We start from the raw sequence: 20,870 nt of genomic DNA, 5'->3' as shown, positions 1-20,870 counted from the left end.
TCATGGAAATCTTCGCTGGACAACAGGAATTCACGTATCTCGTTTATACCGGCATCGCAGTGGGAACGCTGCTTGCCTTCACCGGCATGGCACAACTGGCCAGTCGGAGGGAAAAAATCAACGAAGCGAAAACACGCCGTCTCAAGATGTTGGCCAAGGGCCACGACGCGGCAGACGTGTTGGCGCTGCTGAAACCAAAGCAAAGCAGCGGTTTCTGGCAAAAAGTACCGTTCGTGGGCGATTTGCCCCGGCAATTGCATCAGTCCGGTCTGACCATCGGAATCGACAAGTTCACGTTTCTTTGCCTGCTGCTCGGCTTTGGCGTGTTTGCATTCGCCTTGTACCCGCTCGGCCCCACCGCAGCTCTTGTGCTGGCCATTCTGGTAGGCTTTGTCGGCCCGGTCGGCTTTGTCAAAATCAAATACAAAAAGCGTACCGATGAGCTGACCAAGCAACTGCCTGATGCATTGGACATGCTTGCACGCGGCCTCAAGGTCGGCCATCCACTCAGCAACTCGATTGGCGCGATCGCGCGAGAAATGCCCGACCCGATCGGAACCGAATTTGGTATCGTATTTGACCAGATAAGCTATGGCGACGACTTGCCAGATGCGTTTCAGGAGTTCGCCCAGCGCGTGGATATCGAAGATGTCTACTATCTGGCAGCAAGCATCGGCATCCAGCACGGCACCGGCGGCGATCTTGTCAACGTCATCGAAATCCTATCCAGGGTGATCCGCGACCGGATTGCAATGCGGCGCAAGATCCGTGCGATTTCATCCGAAGGCCGGCTGACCGCCTGGTTTCTGTCAGCCTTGCCCGTGATCATCGGGATCTTCACCTCGATCACTGCGCCAAATTATTACCGGGGCGTCATGGAGGACCCGCTGTTCCTGCCGATGGCCATTTCAGTGGTGGTTCTGACCACCCTGAATCTGATTTTCCTGAAAAAACTCGTCAATTTCAGAATTTGAGAGGACGAAAGCCATGTTCAACAATATCCAAAGCCTAGCGGCATCAATGGAAATCTCGCCTGAGATCACGATCCTCTCGGGACTGGGGATCGGAATAGTACTCGTTTTCTGGAGCATCGCAGCGAATATGGGGCGCAAGAGCGTACCAGCGACGCGTATTGCGGCTTTAAAGGGCGCGCCCAACATGGCGCGTCTTGACAAGGCGATCCTTAAAACTCCTACCGCTGAATTCGACGGTTTCACCAAAGCTTTTGCTCCGGGAAACGAAAAGGAGCGCTCGGAGCTCAAGCAGCGTCTGCTGCGCGCGGGTTTCACGTCGCCCAACGCATTGCGGTACTTTGTTATCACCAGAGCCGTTCTGGGCCTGATCCTTCCTGGTCTCCTTCTGGCATTGGTCGTCATCACCAAGATGCCCGGCGCGTCGGTCCCAAGCGGCCTAGCGGCCCTTGTTTCCGGTTTGACCAACTTTCAAATCAAGCTGTTCCTGGCATTTCTCGTCGGCGCCGGCTATTTCGGCCCGAATTTCTGGCTTAACAACAAGGTCAAGCAGCGCACGCAAAAGATCGAGGAAGGCTTTCCGAACGCGCTGGATCTGATGCGCATCTCCGTCGAAGCAGGGCTTGGATTCGACGCCGCAATGGCCCGTGTAGGTAACGAGTTGACCGAAATCTCACCCGAGATCTCGCTGGAGTTCCTTTCGGCGCAGCGCCAAGTTCAGGCGGGCCGCCCACGGGATGCCGCACTGATGGACATGGCCGACCGTACCGGTGTCGATACCGTACGTTCATTTGCGAAAGTCACCCAGCAGTCGATGCAATTCGGCACCAGCATGTCTCAGGCGCTTTCGACCTATTCGGACGAGTTGCGTAATTACCGCGAAATGAAAGCACAGGAGATGGCAAACAAGCTGCCGGTCAAGATGTCTGCTGTCTTGGCGGCGCTGATGCTGCCAGCGCTCATCATGCTGACCATCGGCCCGAATGTCATTCGCTATATTCGATATTTCTCCGGCTAATCCTCACCTGACATTCGACGGACATACACCCTGCGTCACGTCGTTCCACAAAAGCGGTCGCCACACTTTGATAGTGTGGCGACTTTTGTGACGCGCTCAAACCCAATACCCAACGTTAACTACGTATCCAATTGGAGAGCGGCGTGAATCAGTTTTGACGGAGTTTTAGGGATCGGATTCCATCAATACGTGAATAATCCGCAACTACCGGCTCGACTGTTTTCGCCGCAGGCCTCAATAACAGCAGATTTAATCGAAAATCCTCCATTTTGTAGAAACCTTTCAAACTATTCGCCAATGTATAGTGACCAAGTTCGCCACAACTTGGTTGTTGTACCCTCGGCCCTGTTTGTTTTCGGGTGGAGGTCATTGTTCACGAGTAACCTGACCTGGGGGGTTAGGAATGTTTTCTTACGGCGACCGCACAGAAGGTCAGCATAACCACCTCGCTTCCGAAGCCCGCCTGATTGGGGCAGTCGCGAAATGGTGTGAATGCCTTCACTCCAAAGCTTTGTTGATGGATGCTCTTCATAGCATCGCCGAAAGCCTCGGCGCCGAAATCGTGGTGCTTGCGCGCGTGCCAAAAACGGCACGCGCGCTTCCCAAGACTATTTCCTACGATGCAAAACCGACCACCGGCCACGGACCGTGCAGATCGTATTCCCGTACCCTGCTCGGCCCATATCTGGATCAGGCCAAACCCGGGTCCACCTGGGCCAAGTCGACGCTTTACGACGAATTCGATCCATCGTTGATGGAGTTTCACCTGAACCGTCGGTTGAGAGAGTTGATCGTTATACCGCTCTCCCGCAACGACATGACATCGGATCTGCTGGAACTCCATTTTCCAGAGGCCGTGCCGCCCCAAATTCTTGCCGTCTTGAACATCTTGGCGGAAACGCTGGCACAAACCTGGGGCAACCGCGCCAAGGGGCTGTTCATGGATGCTCTTTTGCGGTCGACACCCAATGACACGGCGCCGCTGGATGGGAAACCTATCCTGAGCGTCGAAAACCCCGCCCGCCTGAGTCGCGCCGAGTACCGAGTTTGCGTTCTTTTAAACCGTGGAAAGACAAACGAGGGTATTCTCAAGGCCCTGGCAATTTCCACTTCGACCTTGCGCACACATCTGAGGAATATCTACGCCAAGACCGGCGTGCAGAACCAGGCAGAGCTGATTTATCAACTGATGTCAGTTGAACCTTTCACCTCGGATGACGCCGTCGGCGCACAATTTGGCTGAGGCGATCGGCAATGGCACCGTTTTTCCAAGCAATGTTTTGCCTCCTGATGAGCCTCGTCGCGTATTGCGACGTGAAATATATGAAAATCCCAAATATTCTGCCGTTGGGCGGGTTGGTGCTGTTCGTGACGTTCAGCCTCACCCTTCCATTCGACATGGTTGTGTGGCGGTTGGCAGCGGCCTCTATCGCTTTCCTGGTGGTATTTGTACTGTTTTCTCTTCGACTGATCGGCGGTGGAGATACCAAAATGCTTCCGGTCCTGATCCTGTTCGTTCCGACCGGTGGGTTAATTTCCTTTGCTTACATTTTTTCGGCGGCGATGCTGATCGGCAGCCTGTTAACAGTCGTGATGCAAAGGCTTCCTGTATTTCAAGGCGCGGGTTTGACCAGTGTCTCGCAAAAAGGCCATTTCCCCATGGGGATTGCCATCGCAATAGCGGGCATCGGACAACTCATTCTGTTGGGGTGAGCATTCACCGACTTTTTGATCGTGAATTAGGTTCGAATATCTCTCACTTGTTTTGCCGCGCCCAAAATCCAAGCGTCTTCAATTGGTACAATGTAAAGGAAACCGTTCGTCAAACGGTGAATAATGGTGCGGGCGGGGAGACTCGAACTCCCACACCTTGCGGCGCCAGAACCTAAATCTGGTGCGTCTACCAATTCCGCCACGCCCGCACGAACAGGGACAGAACCCTGTAATGAGGCGCTCAATAACAAAGCTTTCAACCAAGTGCGAGGGGGAATTTTGCCCTCTCACAAGGAAAGCATTCGGAACACTTTCGGCAACTGTTCCGGCAGATCTTCGGCGATCAGACCAGGGCCAAACTCACGCGCGCATTCGACATGCAGCCAGGCCGCCGATTCCGCCGCCTGCATCGGGGCAAAGCCGCGGGCCAGAAGGCCGGTGATGAATCCCGCCAGCACGTCGCCAGTTCCGGCGGTGGCCAGCCACGGAGCGGCCCGGTCGTAATGCGCCGAATTGACCGTACAGCGCCCATCCGGTGCCGCAATCACCGTGTCCGCCCCCTTGAACAGAACAACACAACCCGCCCGCTTCGCCGCTTCTCGCGTCGCGTCCACCTTGGAATAGGCCGGCCCTTTCGTGGGCTCCGCATCCAGGCTTGCCGCGATGTCCGGGAACAGGCGCGCAAACTCGCCACCATGCGGGGTCAGAACGCAGGTCTCATGCAACAGAGCGAACAGCTCTGCCGGTTCTTCGGCATAGGCACTCAGCGCATCGGCATCCAGCACCGTGGCGCGTTTGGCGGCCATCGCCACCGGCACCAGATCACGCGCCCGCTCGACGCCCATACCCGGCCCCAAGCAGAGCGCGTTGAGGCGGGTATCCCCCAGCACTGCCGCTAACCCATCGGCGCCCTCGACACGCGTCAGCATCAGCGCGGTGATCTGGCAAGCAACCTCCTGCTGCGCGCTGGGCGGCACCGCCAGCGTCACCATCCCTGCCCCAATCCGCAGTGCCCCTCGCGCCGCCAAACGCGCCGCACCGGTTCTTCCAGTACCGCCTGAAAGGATCAATGCGTGGCCGTGACTGTATTTGTGCTGACCAGCCCATTTTCCACGAAAACCACTGCTCTCAGGCAAATCAATCAACTGGACCTCCGTAGGTGCAGCGTTGGAATTTAGTCCAATATTAGCGACAACAATTTTATTCGACAGTCCGGGACCTCCGCCATAATGACCATCCCCCAACAGGTAGTGCCCAAGCTTGGGAGCGTGGAACGTAACTGTTAGATCAGTTGGAAAAGCTCCAAAATTTGCTCCGGAATCGCAGCAAAGACCGCTGGGACAATCGACGGCAACGTATTTTGGCCGTCGGTCACTTTGCGGTCTATGCGTAACGGTCGGTACAAAGCCGTGCCAAGCGCGATCAATGTCGTCCGGCATCGTCCGTGTTATTCCAGTACCGAACAGAGCATCGACAACCAAGTCATGTTCTTGATTGTCCAACGCCTCTTCGACAGCACCATCGTCCCATTTACAGGCAACATCCAGGGCGCACCACCGCTCATAATTCACCCTCGCATCCCTCGGCAGTTTCTCGGGATCGCCATACAGGAACACCTCCACCTCCCAGCCCCGCTCCTTCAACAACCGCGCCACGACAAACCCGTCGCCGCCGTTGTTGCCCGGCCCGCACAGCACAACGGCCCGCTGAGCGTTCTCTTCATCTTTGTCCAAATACTCCGGAGAGCGCGAGGGGCTGGCCCCTCGCCTGTCCAATTCCGGCCACTCCTCGAAAATCGCCTCGACAACACCTCGCCCGGCGCGTTCCATCAGCTCAAGCCCGGTCACCTCACCGGACTCGATCGCGGCCTTTTCAAGCGCCCGCATCTGCGCCGCCGTCAGCAATTCCGTCATCGCAATTCTCCCCGCGATTCACTTTCGCGCATTTTTTGTGCACTGCGATCAAAGTTTGATCGCAAGCCCGGTTTCAGGCTGCCAAACACCTCGCATTTCCGCAAACGCGTTGCCGCCCGATCTTAGACGTGATCTGAGCCAGCCTGACAAGATTGCGAGGGAACTCCGATGAAGAAGATCGAAGCGATCATCAAGCCGTTCAAGCTGGACGAAGTGAAAGAAGCGCTGCAGGACGTCGGTGTCCAGGGGCTGAGTGTCATTGAGGTCAAGGGCTTTGGCCGCCAGAAGGGACACACAGAACTATATCGCGGCGCCGAATATGTCGTCGATTTTCTGCCCAAGGTGAAAATCGAAGTCGTGCTGGACGACGATCAGGTCGATGCCGCAATCGAGGCGATCATCGGGGCCGCCAAGACCAACAAGATCGGCGACGGCAAGATCTTTGTCTCGCCCGTCGAACAAGCCATCCGCATCCGCACCGGCGAATCCGGCTCGGACGCGCTGTAAGAAACAAACGAGATCTCAAACAGAGGACTAAAAGAATGAGCAAGGACGCAGTTCTTCAGCTGATCAAGGAAGAGGGTGCCGAATATGTCGACATCCGCTTCACCGACCCGCGCGGCAAGCTGCAGCACGTGACCATCGTGTCAGACCTGGTGGACGAGGATTTTCTGGACGAAGGGTTCATGTTCGACGGCTCTTCCATCGCGGGCTGGAAGTCGATCGAGGCATCGGACATGAAACTGATGCCCGACACTGAAAGCGCCTATGTCGATCCGTTCTATGCGGAAAAGACCATCTGCATTCACTGCACCGTTGTCGAACCCGACACCGGAGAGCCTTATGATCGCGACCCGCGCGGTACCGCGCAGAAGGCCGAAGCCTATCTCAAGGCGTCGGGCATCGGTGACGTGGCCTACATGGGACCCGAGGCCGAGTTCTTCCTGTTCGACGACGTGCGGTTCTCGAACTCGATCAACAAGGTGTCCTACGAAGTGGACGCGACCGATGCGTCCTGGAACACCGACACTGAGTACGAGATGGGCAACATGGGTCACCGTCCCGGTCTGAAGGGCGGCTACTTCCCGGTCAACCCGACCGACGAAGCACAGGACCTGCGTTCCGAGATGTTGTCGACCATGAAGCGACTGGGCATGAAGGTCGACAAGCACCACCACGAGGTTGCGTCGTGCCAGCATGAGCTGGGGCTGATCTTTGGGACGTTGACCAAACAGGCAGATGAGCTGCAAAAGTACAAGTACGTGATCCACAACGTGGCGCATGCCTATGGCAAGTCCGCGACCTTCATGCCAAAACCGATCTATGGTGACAACGGTTCGGGAATGCATGTGAACATGTCGATCTGGAAAGACGGCAAGCCGTTGTTCGCAGGCGACAAATATGCCGATCTGTCGGACGAGGCGCTGTGGTTCATTGGGGGTATCCTCAAGCACGCCAAGACGCTGAATGCTTTCACCAACCCCGGAACCAACTCGTACAAGCGACTGATCCCCGGCTTTGAAGCCCCGGTTCTGCGCGCCTATTCGGCCCGTAACCGTTCGGGTTGCGTCCGTATTCCGTGGACCGAAAGCCCGAAAGCCAAGCGCGTCGAGGCCCGCTTCCCCGATCCGTCGGCAAACCCCTATCTGTGCTTTGCCGCACTGCTGATGGCCGGTCTGGACGGCATCAAGAACAAGATCGATCCGGGCGAAGCCATGGACAAGAACCTGTACGACCTGCCGGCGGAAGAGTTGGAAGGTATCCCGACCGTTTGCGGCAGCCTGCGCGAAGCGTTGGATTGCCTGGCGGCGGATCACGACTTCCTGCTGCAGGGCGACGTGTTCACCAAGAGCCAGATCGACGGCTATATTGCCCTGAAGATGGAAGAGGTTCACACATACGAACATACACCGCATCCGGTGGAATTCGGCATGTATTACAGCTGCTGACCGGCAGTCTGCTTATGACCGAAAGGGCGTCCGTGAGGGCGCCCTTTTTCGTTGACCTTTACGGCTCCGCCGATACGCTTGGTCACGGATTTCAGCTATGGAACAGTTTCATGACCTTTCTTCGCCCGCCTCAGCGCATTTTCGGAGAATTCTCCTGTGCAAAGCCGAATTGTACGAATTGTACCGGTTTTGGAGGCACGAATGAGCATTTTGTACCATTCGGAATGCGGCGCGTCGTTGTGGCCGCATTGCTCGGCTTGTTCCTGTTTCCCGCCACAGTGCCTGCGGCAACCTGCGGCAATACCAGCGCCGGGTTTGAAAACTGGAAGAAGGATTTTGCCGGAGAAGCGAAACGTGCGGGTGTGCGCAAGAAAGGGCTGAGCGCCCTGGCCCAGACCCGGTACGCCAACAGCACCATCGCAGCAGATCGGAACCAGAAGAGTTTCAAATATTCTCTCGACAAATTCATGCAGGTGCGCGGCGCGGATGTGATCGTGGCGCAAGGGCGCAAGAGAAAGGCGGCGAACCCGGAGTTCTATGCGGTGCTGGAACGGCAATACGGTGTGCCTGCGGGCATATTGATTGCCATTCACGGCATGGAAACCGGATTTGGTCGCTTCATGGGCGATAGTCCTGTTGTTTCCGCTATCACAACACTGGCCTATGATTGCCGACGCTCCGACTTTTTCGTTCCGCATGCCATCGGCGCGCTGAAACTGGTGGATCAGGGATCGATTTCAGTGGCGACAAAAGGCGCAAAACATGGCGAGCTTGGACACACGCAATTCCTGCCCGGCAACGCGCTGGCCTATGGCGTCGACGCAACCGGGGACGGACAGGTCGATTTCTACAACATGACCGATGCGCTGGCCTCGACCGCGAATTTCCTGCGCCAGAAGGGGTGGAAACCCGGTCGCGGCTACCAGCCGGGAGAGCCGAATTTCACGGTGATCGAGCAATGGAACAGCGCCACCGTCTACCAGAAGGCGATTGCCATAATGGCCGCGCGAATCGATGGATGACAAAATCGCGAGCGTTGCCCACGCCATATATTCGCCACATTGAATCTATGATTGGGACCCAAACCCCTAGGTCTTGTGGTTTCCAATCCGTGATCAATCCATAAATTCCGTTTCGAAAGTTCACTTTCGGTCTAACTTTCCCCCACATCGTGCAGTAGTCTTGATTCTGACAGTACACGTATAGGGGGATTCCACCTGTGACGCAGAACGGCAAATACCACGGCGGCCTGGTTTTCGAAGGCAGCGTCGAGGGCGCGCTGGATCAGTTCAGCCGCATCGTTACCTCCACGTTGGAAGACTATGGCCATCATGTCGAGCGCCGTTCGGTGATGGGGGTCTATGATGCGCGTATCGTTTCGGGTCAGTATCTGATCCGCTTGCATCTGGAAGCCGATATCCCGGTTCAGGAACCCCGGCACCGGCGTATTGACCGGATTGCGGGGTTGAAAACCGCTCTGGCACGTGTGGCCCCCGCGCCCCGAAACAGGTTGGTCATCTCGATGTCGCCGGTTTCTGACCTGTTGGACGACCGCGAACTTTCAGAGATGATGCTGGTTGTGATCCTGTACCGTCTGGTCGAGGTTCAGCAATCGACATTGATCGAGTGGCTGTCACCGAATGCAAGTCTGACGGTCGAACAGTTCATGACGGCATTCTCAAGCCTTGCACCGCAGCACAAGCGAAGCCGCAAGCAATTGTTCAGCGCGGTCTGTGGCCCGTTCCCGACTGGCCTGGCCGACAACGACAATGCCGAAATTGTCTCGATAAGGGGCGGCTGGACCGGCTCGCATCAAGAGACCGGTAACAAGCATAAAGACAAATCCAAGCTATTCGACGACCAAGTACTGGCCCTGACCTTTCGAGCAGACCCGGATCACCTGGCAAAGGACGACAAATGCCCGCAAGAGGCCCTTTCCAACGATCTGCAAAGGTTGACCAGTTGGTGCATGACCGGAGTTGTTGCGTTTTTGGCAACTCCGGTCGCGGTTTCCCTGGCCGCGGTCAATCTGATCCGGGGCGAGGATTTTCGTCTGAACACGCAGGTTCTGTCCTATACCGCCGCGATCGTGTTGCTGGAAAGCAGTGGCGCATATATGGAGCTGGCCTCGGCTCTGGGACTGTAGTCGTCAGTCCCGGTGCGGCAGCGACCGCGCCGCCAGGACATATGTATGGATCGAAAACACCACGGCCCGGCTTTGTGGCAGTCGCAGCAGGCACTGCCTCTCGCTCCGCAGGTACGGGGCCTGTGAGCGGTTGCGCGCGGGCCGCGGAGCGTGGGCGCGGCGCGGCTGATAGAGTTCGGCATCGTCATACCAAAGGGCATTGAACCGCCAGAGCGGCCTGTCGGGCTGAATGCCGTCGAACAGGCGCTGCACCCGTTTGGCGATGTCGGCGTCATAAGATGCCACGGGTTCGTGGATCGCGATCAGCGGGCGCATGAACTTTTCCGAAAGCGTCCAGCTGGCCGGAAAGCACAGGATTGCGCCGGTCAGGATATGCTCTCCCCCCTGCTTGTGCAGGATGCAGAAATCTTCCTGCACCAGCCTGCACAGGGTGCCCAGCGGGTCAGTGCGATCAATGGGAATGCGGGCGCCATCCGGGCGTTGGGCGGTATCGCCCGTGTCGGGATAGACCTGGGCCAGCACCAGATCGAGCAATTCCTGCGCGGCCGGAACGGCGCTGTCATCAAGCGCCAGAACCTCGTCCCGGCGGTTTGCCAACAGCGTCTCGCGCCGGGCCATCTGGGCGGCAAAGGCATCGTCCTGATGCAGCCAGTCCGCGATTTGCAGCGGCCGGATGCCCGGCAAGGGCGGCTGGGCCATCGGGTCGTAGGGAATCGTTTTCTGCAAGATATCTGCCATGTCCTGGGCCTAGCACCGCATTTGTCGCCTGTCGGTCGAAAAACGACGAAATATCCGTCGCAAACCTTGGCGACCCTGCGTCAGATGCTGGACAGGCTGGGTCAGAACCCAGGGAGGCAAGCCTTGAACCCGCATTACCGAGACACCCGCAAGATCGATCCGTCACGGGGCACAACGCTGGCGGACGGCACGCCCAACGACAATGACCGGATCGAAATCGGGCCGACGCAACTGGCCTTTCGCGAGTGGGAAGCAGCGGGGCTGGTGCTGCCGAACCTGGAACGGATGCGGGAGTATCGCTGGAAACGGCTGACGAAAGCCATCGTTGATCGCGGGTATGGCGGCCTTTTGATGTTCGACCCTCTCAACATCCGGTACGCGACGGATTCGACCAACATGCAGTTGTGGAACACGCACAACCCGTTCCGGGCGGTGCTGCTGTGTGCTGACGGGTATATGGTGATCTGGGACTACAAGAACTCGCCTTTCCTGTCCAAGTTCAACCCGCTGGTGCGCGAGCAGCGCTCGGGCGCGGATCTGTTCTATTTCGACCGGGGCGACAAGGTGGATGTGGCGGCGGATGTGTTCTCGAACGAGGTGCGCGTGCTGATCGAGGAGCATTCCGGCGGCAACAAGCGGCTGGCGGTGGACAAGATCATGCTGCACGGGCTGCGCGCGCTGGAGGCGCAGGGGTTCGAGATCGTCGAGGGCGAGGAGGTCACCGAAAAGACCCGCGCCGTGAAGGGACCGGACGAGATTCTGGCGATGCGTTGTGCACACCATGCCTGTGAAACGGCCGTCGGGGCGATGGAGGAGTTTGCCCGCGCCAATGTGGGCGATGGCAGGACCAGCGAGGATGACATCTGGGCGGTGCTGCACGCCGAGAACATCCGGCGTGGCGGAGAGTGGATCGAGACCCGCCTGCTGGCCTCGGGGCAGCGCACCAATCCGTGGTTCCAGGAATGCGGGCCGCGCATCACACAAAAGAACGAGGTCATCGCCTTTGACACCGATCTGATCGGGTCCTACGGCATCTGCATCGACATCAGCCGCACGTGGTGGATCGGCGACCAGAAACCGACGAATGCAATGGTCTATGCGATGCGGCACGCGCATGAGCATATCATGACCAACATGGAGATGCTCAGGCCCGGCGTGACCATTCCGGAACTGACCGCCAACGCGCACCGGCTGGATGACAAGTTCCAGGCGCAGAAATACGGCTGTATGATACATGGGGTGGGATTGTGCGACGAGTGGCCGTTGGTGTCCTACCCCGACAAGGCGGTCGAGGGGGCCTATGATTACGCGCTGGAGCCGGGCATGGTGTTGTGTGTCGAAGCCTGCGTCGGCGAAGTGGGCGGCGAATTCTCGATCAAGCTGGAGGATCAGGTGCTGATCACCGAGGACGGGTACGAGAACCTGACCACCTATCCCTTCGACAAGGCGCTTATGGGGGAATAGGCTGTCGGTATGACCGACAACACGCCCGGAGACGCCCCCTGTTTTGCGCATCATCTGGTCAACGGCTTTCCCGTTGACCCCGAGACGTGGCGCGACGTGGCGCGGTTTCGCCGTGCGGAACGGGCGCGCCTGCTGGGGTTGCGCGACGCCATGCGCCCCGAGGAGCGGAACCGGCAGGCAAAGGTCATCGCCGACGGTCTTGACCGGCTGATCGAACCGGGCCCCGGCAAGGTGATCGCGGTCTATTGGCCGATCCGGGCCGAGTTGGACCTGCGCGGGTGGATGCGCCGCTGTCACGAGCGCGGCGCGACGACATGTTTGCCGGTGGTGATGCAAAAGGATGCGCCGCTGGTCTTTCGCGAGTGGACACCCGGCTGCGCGATGGAGCGCGGTTTCTGGCGGATACCGGTTCCGGCAGAAGGCGCTTTTTGCGATCCGGATGTGGTGATATCTCCGGTTCTGGGCATCGACGCGAATGGCTACCGGCTGGGCAATGGCGGCGGATATTATGACCGCACACTGGCAGCGATGCCGCGCAAACCGCGCGCCTTTGGCGTCGGTCAGGGGTTCGCGCGGATCGCGACCATCTATCCGATGCCCTGGGATGTTGCGATGAATGCGGTGGTTCTTGGGAACGGCGATCTGTGGCAATTTCCCCGGTGAGACCGCACGGGGCCTCACCTTGACGTGACACCGGCGACACATGGCTTGTAAGCGCGCGCCACCCTTCCCAAACTCCTGTCGACTTCAGGAGACTTAACATGCCCACAGAACGCATCACCTTTGCCGGCCATGATGGCGGCCAGCTTGCAGCCCGGTTCGACTTGCCCGATGGCCCCATTCTGGCAACCGCGATTTTCGCCCATTGCTTCACCTGTTCCAAGGATATCCCCGCCGCACGGCGTATCGCGGCGCGGCTGGCGGCGATGGGGATTGCGGTGTTGCGGTTCGATTTCACCGGGCTGGGTCATTCCGAAGGCGAATTCGCCAACACCACCTTTACCTCGAATGTCGAGGATCTGGTCGCGGCGGGACAGTACCTGAGCGGGCGCGACATGGCGCCATCGGTTCTGATCGGTCATTCGCTGGGTGGGGCTGCGGTGCTGCGCGCCCGTGCCGGACTGCCATCGGTCAAGGCGGTGGTCACATTGGGCGCCCCTGCCGATCCGGGCCATGTCTCGCATCATTTCGAAGGTGAAATCCCGAGAATTCAGCAGGAAGGCGCCGCCGAAGTTCTTCTGGGCGGCAGGCCCTTCCGGATCGGGCGCGATTTTGTCGAGGATATTTCCAGCATCTCGCTGACCGAGGCGATCGGCGGGTTGAAGGCGGCGCTGCTGGTGCTGCATGCACCGCGCGACGACACTGTCAGCATCGACAATGCCGCGCAGATCTTTCAGGCGGCAAAACACCCCAAAAGCTTTGTCACGCTCGACGGCGCGGATCACCTGATCTCGCGCGCGGAGGATGCAGAATATGCCGCCGACGTCATATCGGCCTGGGTATCGCGCTATCTGGACCTGACCCCCCCAGCCCCGCCCCCGGGTGCGCCCGAGGGCATCGTGCGGGTGACCGAAGCCGACGTGAACGGGTTTCTGCAGGATGTGCAGTCGGGGCCGGATCATCACACGCTTGCGGATGAACCGGTCGCCTATGGCGGCACAGACAAGGGCATGTCGCCCTATGGATACCTGGCGGCGGGGCTTGGGGCGTGCACCTCGATGACGATCCGCATGTATGCCCGGCGCAAGCAATGGCCGCTGAAAGGGATCAGTGTCGATGTCAGCCACAACAAGGTGCATGCACAGGATGCCGGGCTGAAGACGGACAGCAAGATCGACCATTTCGACCGGCGAATCCGCCTGGACGGCCCGCTGGACACCGAACAGCGGCGGAAACTGCTGGAGATCGCCGACAAATGCCCGGTGCACCGGACATTGGAAGGATCGGCACATGTGACCACGGTTCTTGTGGAAGACCCGCTGGCCGTCTGAGGGCTTTTGGGGACCGCGGTCGGGTCTTTCGACCGCGGGTTACCGCGCGCGCCCTGGCCGGGATGATCGACGAAAATTATATGCGGCCCCCTCATCCACCGGCGCGTGCCGAAAACGGTACTTGGTGAGCCTGTATCCAGACAGGCGCGACCCAAAAAGGCTTACGCAAGGCCGGTATACAGCAATGGTATGGCTCAAACCCGGCGACATCACGCGCACGAGATAGCTTTCATAACCCAAACTTAACGATTTGAAGAGAAAATCAACAATAACCGCATAATGCGAAACTGATCGATGAGAAGCCAAGACTTCGATGTTGCGAGGTAATGTTGAATGAGACAATGCTGGTGGAATTTGATCACTAGGAAACATAGGCATGACAGAATTATCTCTTAACTTTGGCTTTCATCCCAATCGGTTAGAAATAGACGCTGGTGAAGTAACCATCAGAACATTACCGGAACACGAATCCACGGTCGCGGACCTTTTTGAAGCAGAGATCATCGAAAATCACTGGGTTTATGCACCGCCACAAAAAACCAGGAATTTCATATCGGGCATCGTAAGCGAAAAACCCTATTCTGCCCGTGTCTTCGGGCTACCCAAGACACACACGATCACTCATCGCAGTGCAAACGATGAGGAGCATTTGACGTTTCATCTTTGGAGTGTCTCGTTTTTCACCGGATTGCGTCTGACCGCTACAAACGCAGGTTTTCTGGACGCCACGCCAACTAAACCCGAAAAGCTAGTAGACTTCACTCCACTCTTCGACGACCTCGCACAAAGTATTGATCTCACCGAACGTTTCTGGATCGATAACCACACAAAACCTCGTCAGTCTTGTCGCTTCGCTGCCGCCATTCACGCCCTTTTCTTGGCGCAATATCCACCCGCCCTACAATTTGAACGTTTCTTGTATTTGTATACCGCGCTAGACGCCTGTTATAAAATCGCCGAAGAAATGAAACCACCAAATAATAGAATAGTTCACGCAAAGCGTGCTGAGTGGCTGTGCCAGCAATTTGAAATGAGTGTTCCAGAATGGGCAGATTCGAGTATTTCAGGGGCGGCTGAGATCGCCGCTATTCGGAATGATGCAGTACATGAAGCCCTCTTTATGGGTCAGCCGCTCGGCTTCGGTTTACATGGTGTTGGCTCCAACCAGAATCTGACGCTGGAACTTCAGGCTCTTATATGTCGCTTTCTCGTTGCATTGATCGGCGCGCACAACACAAGCTACGTGAAATCGCCTGTCAACTGTCGGTCTATCCATAGTCTACGCCTCACTTGACTGTCGTCCACATAAGAAAAGGCCCGGAGCGATGCGCACCGGGCCTTTCGTCTTGTTGCCGTCAGGCTTAGCCGCGGGCGTTGCCCACCAGTTTCCACAGGCCGGGGATCAGCAGCGCGGCCAGCACCAGCTTGATCGCGTCGCCCACCAGGAACGGGGTCAGGCCCCATTCGAGGATCGGCTTGTCCCAGCCATAGAGCTGGCCCAGCCACAGCAGGCCGGGAACGTAGATCAGCACGTTGGCCAGCACCAGCGCCAGCGCCATCTTGCCGAACGAACGGTCCCAGCCGCGCGCGGCCAGTGCGCCCAGCGTCACCGTGGCCAGCAGGTAACCGACCAGATAGCCGCCGGTGCCGCCCATCATGTAGGTCAGGCCGAATTTCTCGGCCGAGGATCCGGCGAACACGTCAAAGCCCAGCGCGCCGACCAGCAGGTAACCCAGCATGGTCACCAGGCCCAGGCGCGCGCCATAGGCGGTGCCGATCGAGAGAACGGCAAACGTTCCCATGGTGATCGGAACCGGCCACATCGGCACCTTGATTTTTGCGGCAATCGCCAGGGCAACGATGCCCAGCGCCACCAGAACCACTTGCTTGACCCTGAGGGCCGTTCCTTCGCGCGGGCCGATTGCGTCGGCCAGAACACTCATGCTCATTCCATGGTCTCCCATATCAATCCGTCATTGGCACACAGCAATGCCCATTCAGGCCGCCTGCTGCAAGAAGTTTACGCTATCGGCGCGAGAATTCCGTCCTCATTTCATAGGATTTGCGCGGACCCGAGACCGTCCAGCGCACGCTCCAGCGCGGCCAGGCGGAGAAATCATAGGCCGCGTCATAGCTGTCGGGCGGGCAGTCGTGGTGGTCGGCCGGTTTTGCTTGACCCAGGGTTAAGCCATGGAAATAACGGCCATCTTCGAAATGAATCGCGATCTGCGGGCCTGCGGCTTGCCACAGATAGCGGCGGGTTCCGCGCATCGGCTGCTGGCCGGGGATGCGCAGCGTAACCTCTTCGTCATAGACGAGGCCCTCTTCGCTGCGACGCAGCGTCGCGACCCCGTCGGCACGCAGGATCTGGCCGGACAGGCGGTCGTCGATCACCCGCTCAAGGCGCCATTCGCCCTCGAAATCGGCAATTCTCTGCGGCGCGGTCATCGGCGTAACCGGCGTGGGGGTAGAAAAATCAGGGCAAACCGTCTCATCCGGGGTCTCGTGTCTTGTTCCAGCGCGCGCGGGGGTCTAAGACCCGCGCCAACGCCCCATGCCAATCACAAAAAGGTGCCGCTGCCAATGATCCCCCGCTATTCCCGCCCCGAAATGGTCGCCATCTGGTCGCCCGAGACCAAGTTCCGCATCTGGTACGAAATCGAGGCCCATGCCTGTGACGCGCAGGCCGAGCTGGGGGTGATCCCAAAGGCCAATGCCGAGGCCGTGTGGAAGGCCCGGGACGTGGAATTCGACGTGGCCCGGATCGACGAGATCGAGGCGGTGACCAAGCATGACGTGATCGCGTTCCTGACCCATCTGGCCGAGCATATCGGGTCAGAGGATGCGCGCTTCGTGCATCAGGGCATGACCTCGTCGGACGTGCTGGACACCACGCTGAACATCCAGCTGGTACGCGCCGCCGACATCCTGCTGGCGGATATGGACAAGGTGCTGGCGGCGCTGAAAAAGCGCGCCCACGAACACAAGGACACCATTCGCATCGGCCGCAGCCACGGCATCCATGCCGAGCCGACGACGATGGGGCTGACCTTTGCCCGCTTTTATGCCGAGATGGACCGCAACAAGAACCGGTTGGAAAAAGCGCGGTGGGAAGTGGCCACTGGCGCGATATCCGGCGCGGTCGGCACCTTTGCCAATATCGACCCTGCGGTCGAGGAACATGTGTGCGAAAAGCTGGGCCTGCGCCCCGAGCCGATTTCCACCCAGGTCATTCCGCGCGACCGGCATGCGATGTTCTTTGCCACGCTGGGCGTGATCGCCAGCAGCATCGAGAACATCGCCGTCGAGATCCGCCACATGCAGCGGACCGAGGTACTGGAAGCGGAAGAGTTCTTCTCGAAAGGTCAGAAGGGATCGTCGGCGATGCCGCACAAGCGCAACCCGGTCTTGACCGAGAACCTGACCGGCCTCGCCCGGCTGGTGCGCATGGCGGTGATCCCGGCGATGGAGAACGTGGCGCTGTGGCACGAGCGGGATATCTCGCATTCCTCGGTGGAGCGCGGCATCGGCCCCGACGCCACCGTGACGCTGGATTTCGCGCTGAACCGTCTGGCCGGCGTGATCGAGAATCTGGTCGTCTATCCCGACAACATGCTTGCCAACATGAACAAGTTCCGAGGGCTGGTGATGAGCCAGCGGGTGTTGCTGGCACTGACTCAGGCGGGGGTGAGCCGCGAGGACGCCTATCGTCTGGTGCAGCGCAACGCCATGAAGGTCTGGGAACAGGGCAAGGATTTCAAGACCGAGCTGCTGGGTGATTCCGAGGTGACGGCAGCACTCAGTCCGGCGGAGATCGAAGAGAAATTCGATCTGGGTTATCACACCAAACACGTGGACACGATTTTCGCGCGTGTTTTCGGCGCGTAACCGGTCACAGTTCAAGTACAAAGTGCAAGGCCCGGATCGCACGCGTGATCCGGGCTTTGTTCTTTTGCCAGACGGGACAAAACCGGCTATGATGAAAGCGCAAGTCGAGACAGGAGAAACGCGATGACGTTCAAGACGCTAGCTTGCGCTGTTGTTTTCGGGCTGTCGGCCTCGGTCGCCCTGGCCTGCGAAATTCATCAGCAACAAACGCAGTCCTGCGTACCCGGCACCGTCTGGGACAGCGAAAGCCAGAGCTGCGTGAAAGAGGTCACGAGTTGAACTGTGCCTCACCGAAGTTTGAAAGAAAGCGGGTCGCTTGCGGCTCGCTTTTTTCAATGTCACGCTATTTGATTTGAGAACGGATATTTGACCGGAGACCTTCGATGCGCCTGTTGATCGCGACTGCTATTGCCCTTTCTGGATTTGCCTTCACCCCCGATACGGCCCTTGCCGCCAGCGGTGGCAGCGGAAGCCCGCCCAAGACCACGAAAACCACCAAGAAATGCCTGTTCGGGCGGGTCTGGGATGTGGATACGCAGAAATGCGTCAAACCGAGCGCGACCAATTTCACCGATGACGAACTGTACGAAGCCGCGCGCGAGCTGGCCTATGACGGGCAGTTGGCTCATGCACAGAATGTGTTGCGGGTGATGAGCGATCAGAACGACGACCGCGTCCTGACCTATTGGGGATTTACCTATCGCAAACAGGGCCAGACCGATCTGGCCAACGCCTATTATCAAAAGGCGATCGCCACCAATCCCGACAATCTTCTGGCCCGCAGCTATATGGGACAGGGATTTGTCGCCGAAGGCAAGACCGGCCTGGCCATCGAGCAATGGAAAGAGATCAAGGCGCGGGGTGGCGAGGGAAGCTGGCCCGAAACCTCGCTGCGCGATGCGATCCGGTCGGGGGTCACTTACAGCTATTGAGGTTCAGCCTTTCTTTACCGGTGTGCGGCTAGCCTGACTGCGGAAGTCAATTGTTGGATGGCGCAGGCGATGCAGGACGGCAGTGCATTGGTTCGAACAGGTGCGGGTGCGCCGCGGGCGCGTGCCCCGGAACCGGATGTGGTGGAAGAACGCAGGGTTCCGCGGGACCTGTCCAACCTTCAGAAGGCCGCCGTCGTGGTGCGGCTGTTGCTCAACGAAGGCGCGGATATCCCGCTGGAGGAGCTGCCCGAGGAACTGCAGGCCCGGCTGACGCAGCAGATGGGGTGCATGGGGCTGGTGGACCGGGTGACACTGGACGCCGTCGCGCATGAGTTTGCCGAGACGTTGGAGGGGATCGGCCTGTCCTTCCCGCACGGGCTGGCCGGGGCGCTGGACGCGATGACCGGCAAGATCGGCGCAAGTACGGCGGCGCGCCTGCGCAAGGAGGCCGGGGTGCGCCAGATCGGCGATCCGTGGCAACGTTTGCGCGCGCTGGAAGCCAAAGAACTGGCTGAAATGGCGCAGGCCGAGAGCACCGAAGTGGCGGCGGTGATGCTGTCCAAGCTTGACACGCCCAAGGCCGCCGCACTGTTGGGATGCCTGCCGGGGCCGGTGGCGCGGCGCATCACCTATGCCATGTCACAGACCGGCAATGTGACGCCCGAGGCGGTGGACCGGATCGGCTGGTCGCTGGCGGCGCAACTGGACCGCAAGCCGGTGCCCGCGTTCAAGGACCGGCCCGAGGCGCGGGTTGGCGCCATCCTCAACCAGTCGGCGGCCAGCACCCGCGACGGGCTGTTGCATGCGCTGGACGAGGAGGACGCGGAGTTCGCCAGCAATGTGCGCCGGGTGATCTTTACCTTTGCCCATATCCCGGAGCGGATTTCGACGCGCGATGTCGCGGCGGTGATCCGGGGGGTCGAACAGCCGGTTCTGGTCGCGGCGCTGGCCGGGGCCGAGACCGAGGGCGACCGGGCGGCGGCGGAGTTTCTGCTGGCCAACATGTCGAGCCGCATGGCGGACAACCTGCGCGAGGAGGTCGCCGAGCGTGGCAAGGTCAAACGGGCCGAGGCCGAACAGGCCATGGCCGAAGTTGTGGGATCAATCCGCACGCTGGTCGATGACGGGACAATCACGCTGATCGAGCCGGAGACCGAAGAAGCGGCCTGACCCAGCGTCAGGAACGTTACGGCAATTGCGAAGCAAGTGGATGGACCGGCAACGCGTCCCGGCCTATCAAGCCCTATGACAACCGCCCTTCCCTTGCCCCACGATGGAGACCCGGCTTGAGCGCCGGGGCGGGTCGCGCCATCGTGATGATGGTGCTGGCGATCCTGTGCTTTTCGCTGATGGATGCTTCGGTCAAGGCGCTGGCGCCGAAGATCGGGGTGCTTTCGGCGCTTTGGGTGCGATATGCCGGGCAGATGCTGGTGGTGCTGGTGCTGGTTCTGCCGCGCCTGCGGCGGATCGTGCGGACACGGTACCCGAAGCTGCAATTGCTGCGCTCGCTGCTGCTGATGGGGGCGACGGGGTTTTTCTTTGTCGGGCTGAGTCGCATTCCCCTGACGGATGCGGCGGCACTGATGTCGATCAACCCGGTTCTGATCACACTGGGGGCGGCGTTGTTTCTGCGCGAACCACTCGGGCCGCGCCGGATCACCGGGATCGTGGTGGCCGTGCTGGGGGCTGCGATGGTAATCCGCCCCGGCTCGTCGGTGTTTCAACCGGCCGCGTTCTTTCCCATCGGGGCGGCCATCTGTTATTCGGCCTATGCCTTGCTGACCCGGCGCGTGGGTCCGGACGAGGACCCGTGGACATCGCTGTTTTATACCGGGCTGGTGGGCACGGTTCTGCTGAGCCTGATCGCCCCGGCGCAATGGCAGATGCCCGAGCCGTCGGGCTGGGGGCTGATCGTGCTGGTCGCGGGGTTCGGCACAATGGGACAGATGTTCCTGATCCTGGCCTTCAGCCGGGGCGAGGCGGCGATGCTGGCGCCCTATGCCTATTCCGGTCTGGGCTTTGCCGCGTTGTGGAGCGTGCTGTTCTTTGCGGAATACCCCGATCTGTGGACCGTCCTTGGCACGCTTGTGATCGCGGGGGCGGGTCTGTATGTCTGGCATCGCGAGACGCAACAGCGGTGAGACCCC

Annotated in this window: 21 protein-coding genes and 1 tRNA gene; 17 read left to right on the top strand and 5 right to left on the bottom strand. The window is 59.3% G+C overall.

The features are described from left to right. Positions 1 to 2: 2 nt before the first annotated feature. From AC2FMY_RS05805 to AC2FMY_RS05790, 4 genes are all read left to right on the top strand, one after another. Complete coding sequence (locus AC2FMY_RS05805; RefSeq protein ID WP_480749795.1) at positions 3 to 974, top strand: type II secretion system F family protein; 972 nt, start codon at positions 3 to 5, stop codon at positions 972 to 974. A gap of 13 nt (positions 975 to 987) precedes the next feature. Continuing rightward, a complete protein-coding gene (locus AC2FMY_RS05800) occupies positions 988 to 1,989 on the top strand; it encodes a type II secretion system F family protein (RefSeq protein WP_496744021.1) in 1,002 nt (333 codons plus the stop codon). Positions 1,990 to 2,506: 517 nt separating this feature from the next. Beyond that, the gene (locus AC2FMY_RS05795) at positions 2,507 to 3,232 is read left to right on the top strand and encodes a helix-turn-helix transcriptional regulator (RefSeq protein ID WP_496744023.1); all 726 of its coding nucleotides are present in this window, start codon (positions 2,507 to 2,509) and stop codon (positions 3,230 to 3,232) included. An 11-nt stretch (positions 3,233 to 3,243) separates the two neighbouring features. Then, complete coding sequence (locus AC2FMY_RS05790) at positions 3,244 to 3,702, top strand: prepilin peptidase (RefSeq protein ID WP_496807118.1); 459 nt, start codon at positions 3,244 to 3,246, stop codon at positions 3,700 to 3,702. Between the two features lie 124 nt (positions 3,703 to 3,826). Here AC2FMY_RS05790 and AC2FMY_RS05785 read toward each other — a convergent pair. Together AC2FMY_RS05785 and AC2FMY_RS05780 are read right to left on the bottom strand one after the other, a co-directional pair. Beyond that, positions 3,827 to 3,911: transfer RNA gene (locus AC2FMY_RS05785), tRNA-Leu, on the bottom strand. A gap of 78 nt (positions 3,912 to 3,989) precedes the next feature. Continuing rightward, on the bottom strand, positions 3,990 to 5,615 hold the full coding sequence (locus AC2FMY_RS05780; protein WP_496807117.1) for an NAD(P)H-hydrate dehydratase: 1,626 nt from the start codon (positions 5,613 to 5,615) through the stop codon (positions 3,990 to 3,992). A 168-nt stretch (positions 5,616 to 5,783) separates the two neighbouring features. On the opposite strand from AC2FMY_RS05780, the gene AC2FMY_RS05775 reads away from it, so the two are divergent. The 4 genes from AC2FMY_RS05775 (at position 5,784) to AC2FMY_RS05760 (ending at position 9,710) form a co-directional block, all read left to right on the top strand. Beyond that, on the top strand, positions 5,784 to 6,122 hold the full coding sequence (locus AC2FMY_RS05775; RefSeq protein ID WP_480749791.1) for a P-II family nitrogen regulator: 339 nt from the start codon (positions 5,784 to 5,786) through the stop codon (positions 6,120 to 6,122). Positions 6,123 to 6,157: 35 nt separating this feature from the next. Beyond that, positions 6,158 to 7,564 carry a type I glutamate--ammonia ligase gene (glnA, locus tag AC2FMY_RS05770; RefSeq protein ID WP_496744027.1) on the top strand — a complete coding sequence of 469 codons (1,407 nt, stop codon included), beginning with the start codon at positions 6,158 to 6,160 and terminating at the stop codon, positions 7,562 to 7,564. 224 nt (positions 7,565 to 7,788) lie between these two features. After that, the gene (locus tag AC2FMY_RS05765; protein ID WP_496807116.1) at positions 7,789 to 8,586 is read left to right on the top strand and encodes a lytic murein transglycosylase; all 798 of its coding nucleotides are present in this window, start codon (positions 7,789 to 7,791) and stop codon (positions 8,584 to 8,586) included. Positions 8,587 to 8,783: 197 nt separating this feature from the next. After that, on the top strand, positions 8,784 to 9,710 hold the full coding sequence (locus tag AC2FMY_RS05760) for a hypothetical protein (RefSeq protein ID WP_496807115.1): 927 nt from the start codon (positions 8,784 to 8,786) through the stop codon (positions 9,708 to 9,710). A 3-nt stretch (positions 9,711 to 9,713) separates the two neighbouring features. Here AC2FMY_RS05760 and AC2FMY_RS05755 read toward each other — a convergent pair whose 3' ends face one another. Continuing rightward, positions 9,714 to 10,448: a heme-dependent oxidative N-demethylase family protein gene (locus tag AC2FMY_RS05755; protein WP_496807114.1), complete on the bottom strand. Its 735-nt coding sequence runs from the start codon at positions 10,446 to 10,448 to the stop codon at positions 9,714 to 9,716. Between the two features lie 123 nt (positions 10,449 to 10,571). Here AC2FMY_RS05755 and dddP point away from each other — a divergent pair, with 123 nt between their 5' ends. The 4 genes from dddP to AC2FMY_RS05735 all read left to right on the top strand — a co-directional run bounded on the left by dddP (position 10,572) and on the right by AC2FMY_RS05735 (position 15,197). Next, on the top strand, positions 10,572 to 11,912 hold the full coding sequence (dddP, locus tag AC2FMY_RS05750; protein ID WP_496807125.1) for a dimethylsulfonioproprionate lyase DddP: 1,341 nt from the start codon (positions 10,572 to 10,574) through the stop codon (positions 11,910 to 11,912). 9 nt (positions 11,913 to 11,921) lie between these two features. Next, positions 11,922 to 12,575, top strand: coding sequence for a 5-formyltetrahydrofolate cyclo-ligase (locus tag AC2FMY_RS05745; RefSeq protein WP_496748058.1), 654 nt, complete (start codon positions 11,922 to 11,924; stop codon positions 12,573 to 12,575). Positions 12,576 to 12,673: 98 nt separating this feature from the next. Further along, complete coding sequence (locus AC2FMY_RS05740) at positions 12,674 to 13,903, top strand: bifunctional alpha/beta hydrolase/OsmC family protein (RefSeq protein ID WP_496748060.1); 1,230 nt, start codon at positions 12,674 to 12,676, stop codon at positions 13,901 to 13,903. A gap of 376 nt (positions 13,904 to 14,279) precedes the next feature. Beyond that, a complete protein-coding gene (locus tag AC2FMY_RS05735) occupies positions 14,280 to 15,197 on the top strand; it encodes a hypothetical protein (RefSeq protein WP_496807113.1) in 918 nt (305 codons plus the stop codon). A gap of 67 nt (positions 15,198 to 15,264) precedes the next feature. Here AC2FMY_RS05735 and AC2FMY_RS05730 read toward each other — a convergent pair whose 3' ends face one another. Both AC2FMY_RS05730 and AC2FMY_RS05725 read right to left on the bottom strand, forming a co-directional pair. Then, positions 15,265 to 15,852: a biotin transporter BioY gene (locus AC2FMY_RS05730; RefSeq protein WP_480749782.1), complete on the bottom strand. Its 588-nt coding sequence runs from the start codon at positions 15,850 to 15,852 to the stop codon at positions 15,265 to 15,267. Positions 15,853 to 15,928: 76 nt separating this feature from the next. Next, positions 15,929 to 16,351: a DUF6314 family protein gene (locus AC2FMY_RS05725; RefSeq protein WP_496748064.1), complete on the bottom strand. Its 423-nt coding sequence runs from the start codon at positions 16,349 to 16,351 to the stop codon at positions 15,929 to 15,931. 135 nt (positions 16,352 to 16,486) lie between these two features. On the opposite strand from AC2FMY_RS05725, the gene purB reads away from it, so the two are divergent. The 5 genes from purB (at position 16,487) to AC2FMY_RS05700 (ending at position 20,864) form a co-directional block, all read left to right on the top strand. After that, positions 16,487 to 17,791: an adenylosuccinate lyase gene (gene purB / locus AC2FMY_RS05720; protein ID WP_496748066.1), complete on the top strand. Its 1,305-nt coding sequence runs from the start codon at positions 16,487 to 16,489 to the stop codon at positions 17,789 to 17,791. A gap of 123 nt (positions 17,792 to 17,914) precedes the next feature. Next, entirely contained in the window at positions 17,915 to 18,070 is a 156-nt protein-coding gene (locus tag AC2FMY_RS05715) for a hypothetical protein (RefSeq protein WP_480749779.1), read from the top strand. Positions 18,071 to 18,174: 104 nt separating this feature from the next. Further along, the gene (locus AC2FMY_RS05710; protein ID WP_480749778.1) at positions 18,175 to 18,723 is read left to right on the top strand and encodes a tetratricopeptide repeat protein; all 549 of its coding nucleotides are present in this window, start codon (positions 18,175 to 18,177) and stop codon (positions 18,721 to 18,723) included. Positions 18,724 to 18,780: 57 nt separating this feature from the next. Beyond that, positions 18,781 to 19,893 carry a flagellar motor switch protein FliG gene (locus AC2FMY_RS05705; RefSeq protein ID WP_496807112.1) on the top strand — a complete coding sequence of 371 codons (1,113 nt, stop codon included), beginning with the start codon at positions 18,781 to 18,783 and terminating at the stop codon, positions 19,891 to 19,893. Between the two features lie 116 nt (positions 19,894 to 20,009). Next, a complete protein-coding gene (locus tag AC2FMY_RS05700) occupies positions 20,010 to 20,864 on the top strand; it encodes a DMT family transporter (RefSeq protein ID WP_480749775.1) in 855 nt (284 codons plus the stop codon). The last annotated feature ends 6 nt before the right edge of the window (positions 20,865 to 20,870 follow it).

This window comes from Ruegeria sp. YKSE079 (genome assembly GCF_059612845.1).
The sequence above is the reverse complement of the archived record's forward strand: the minus strand, read 5'-3'. Positions and strand labels throughout refer to the sequence as shown.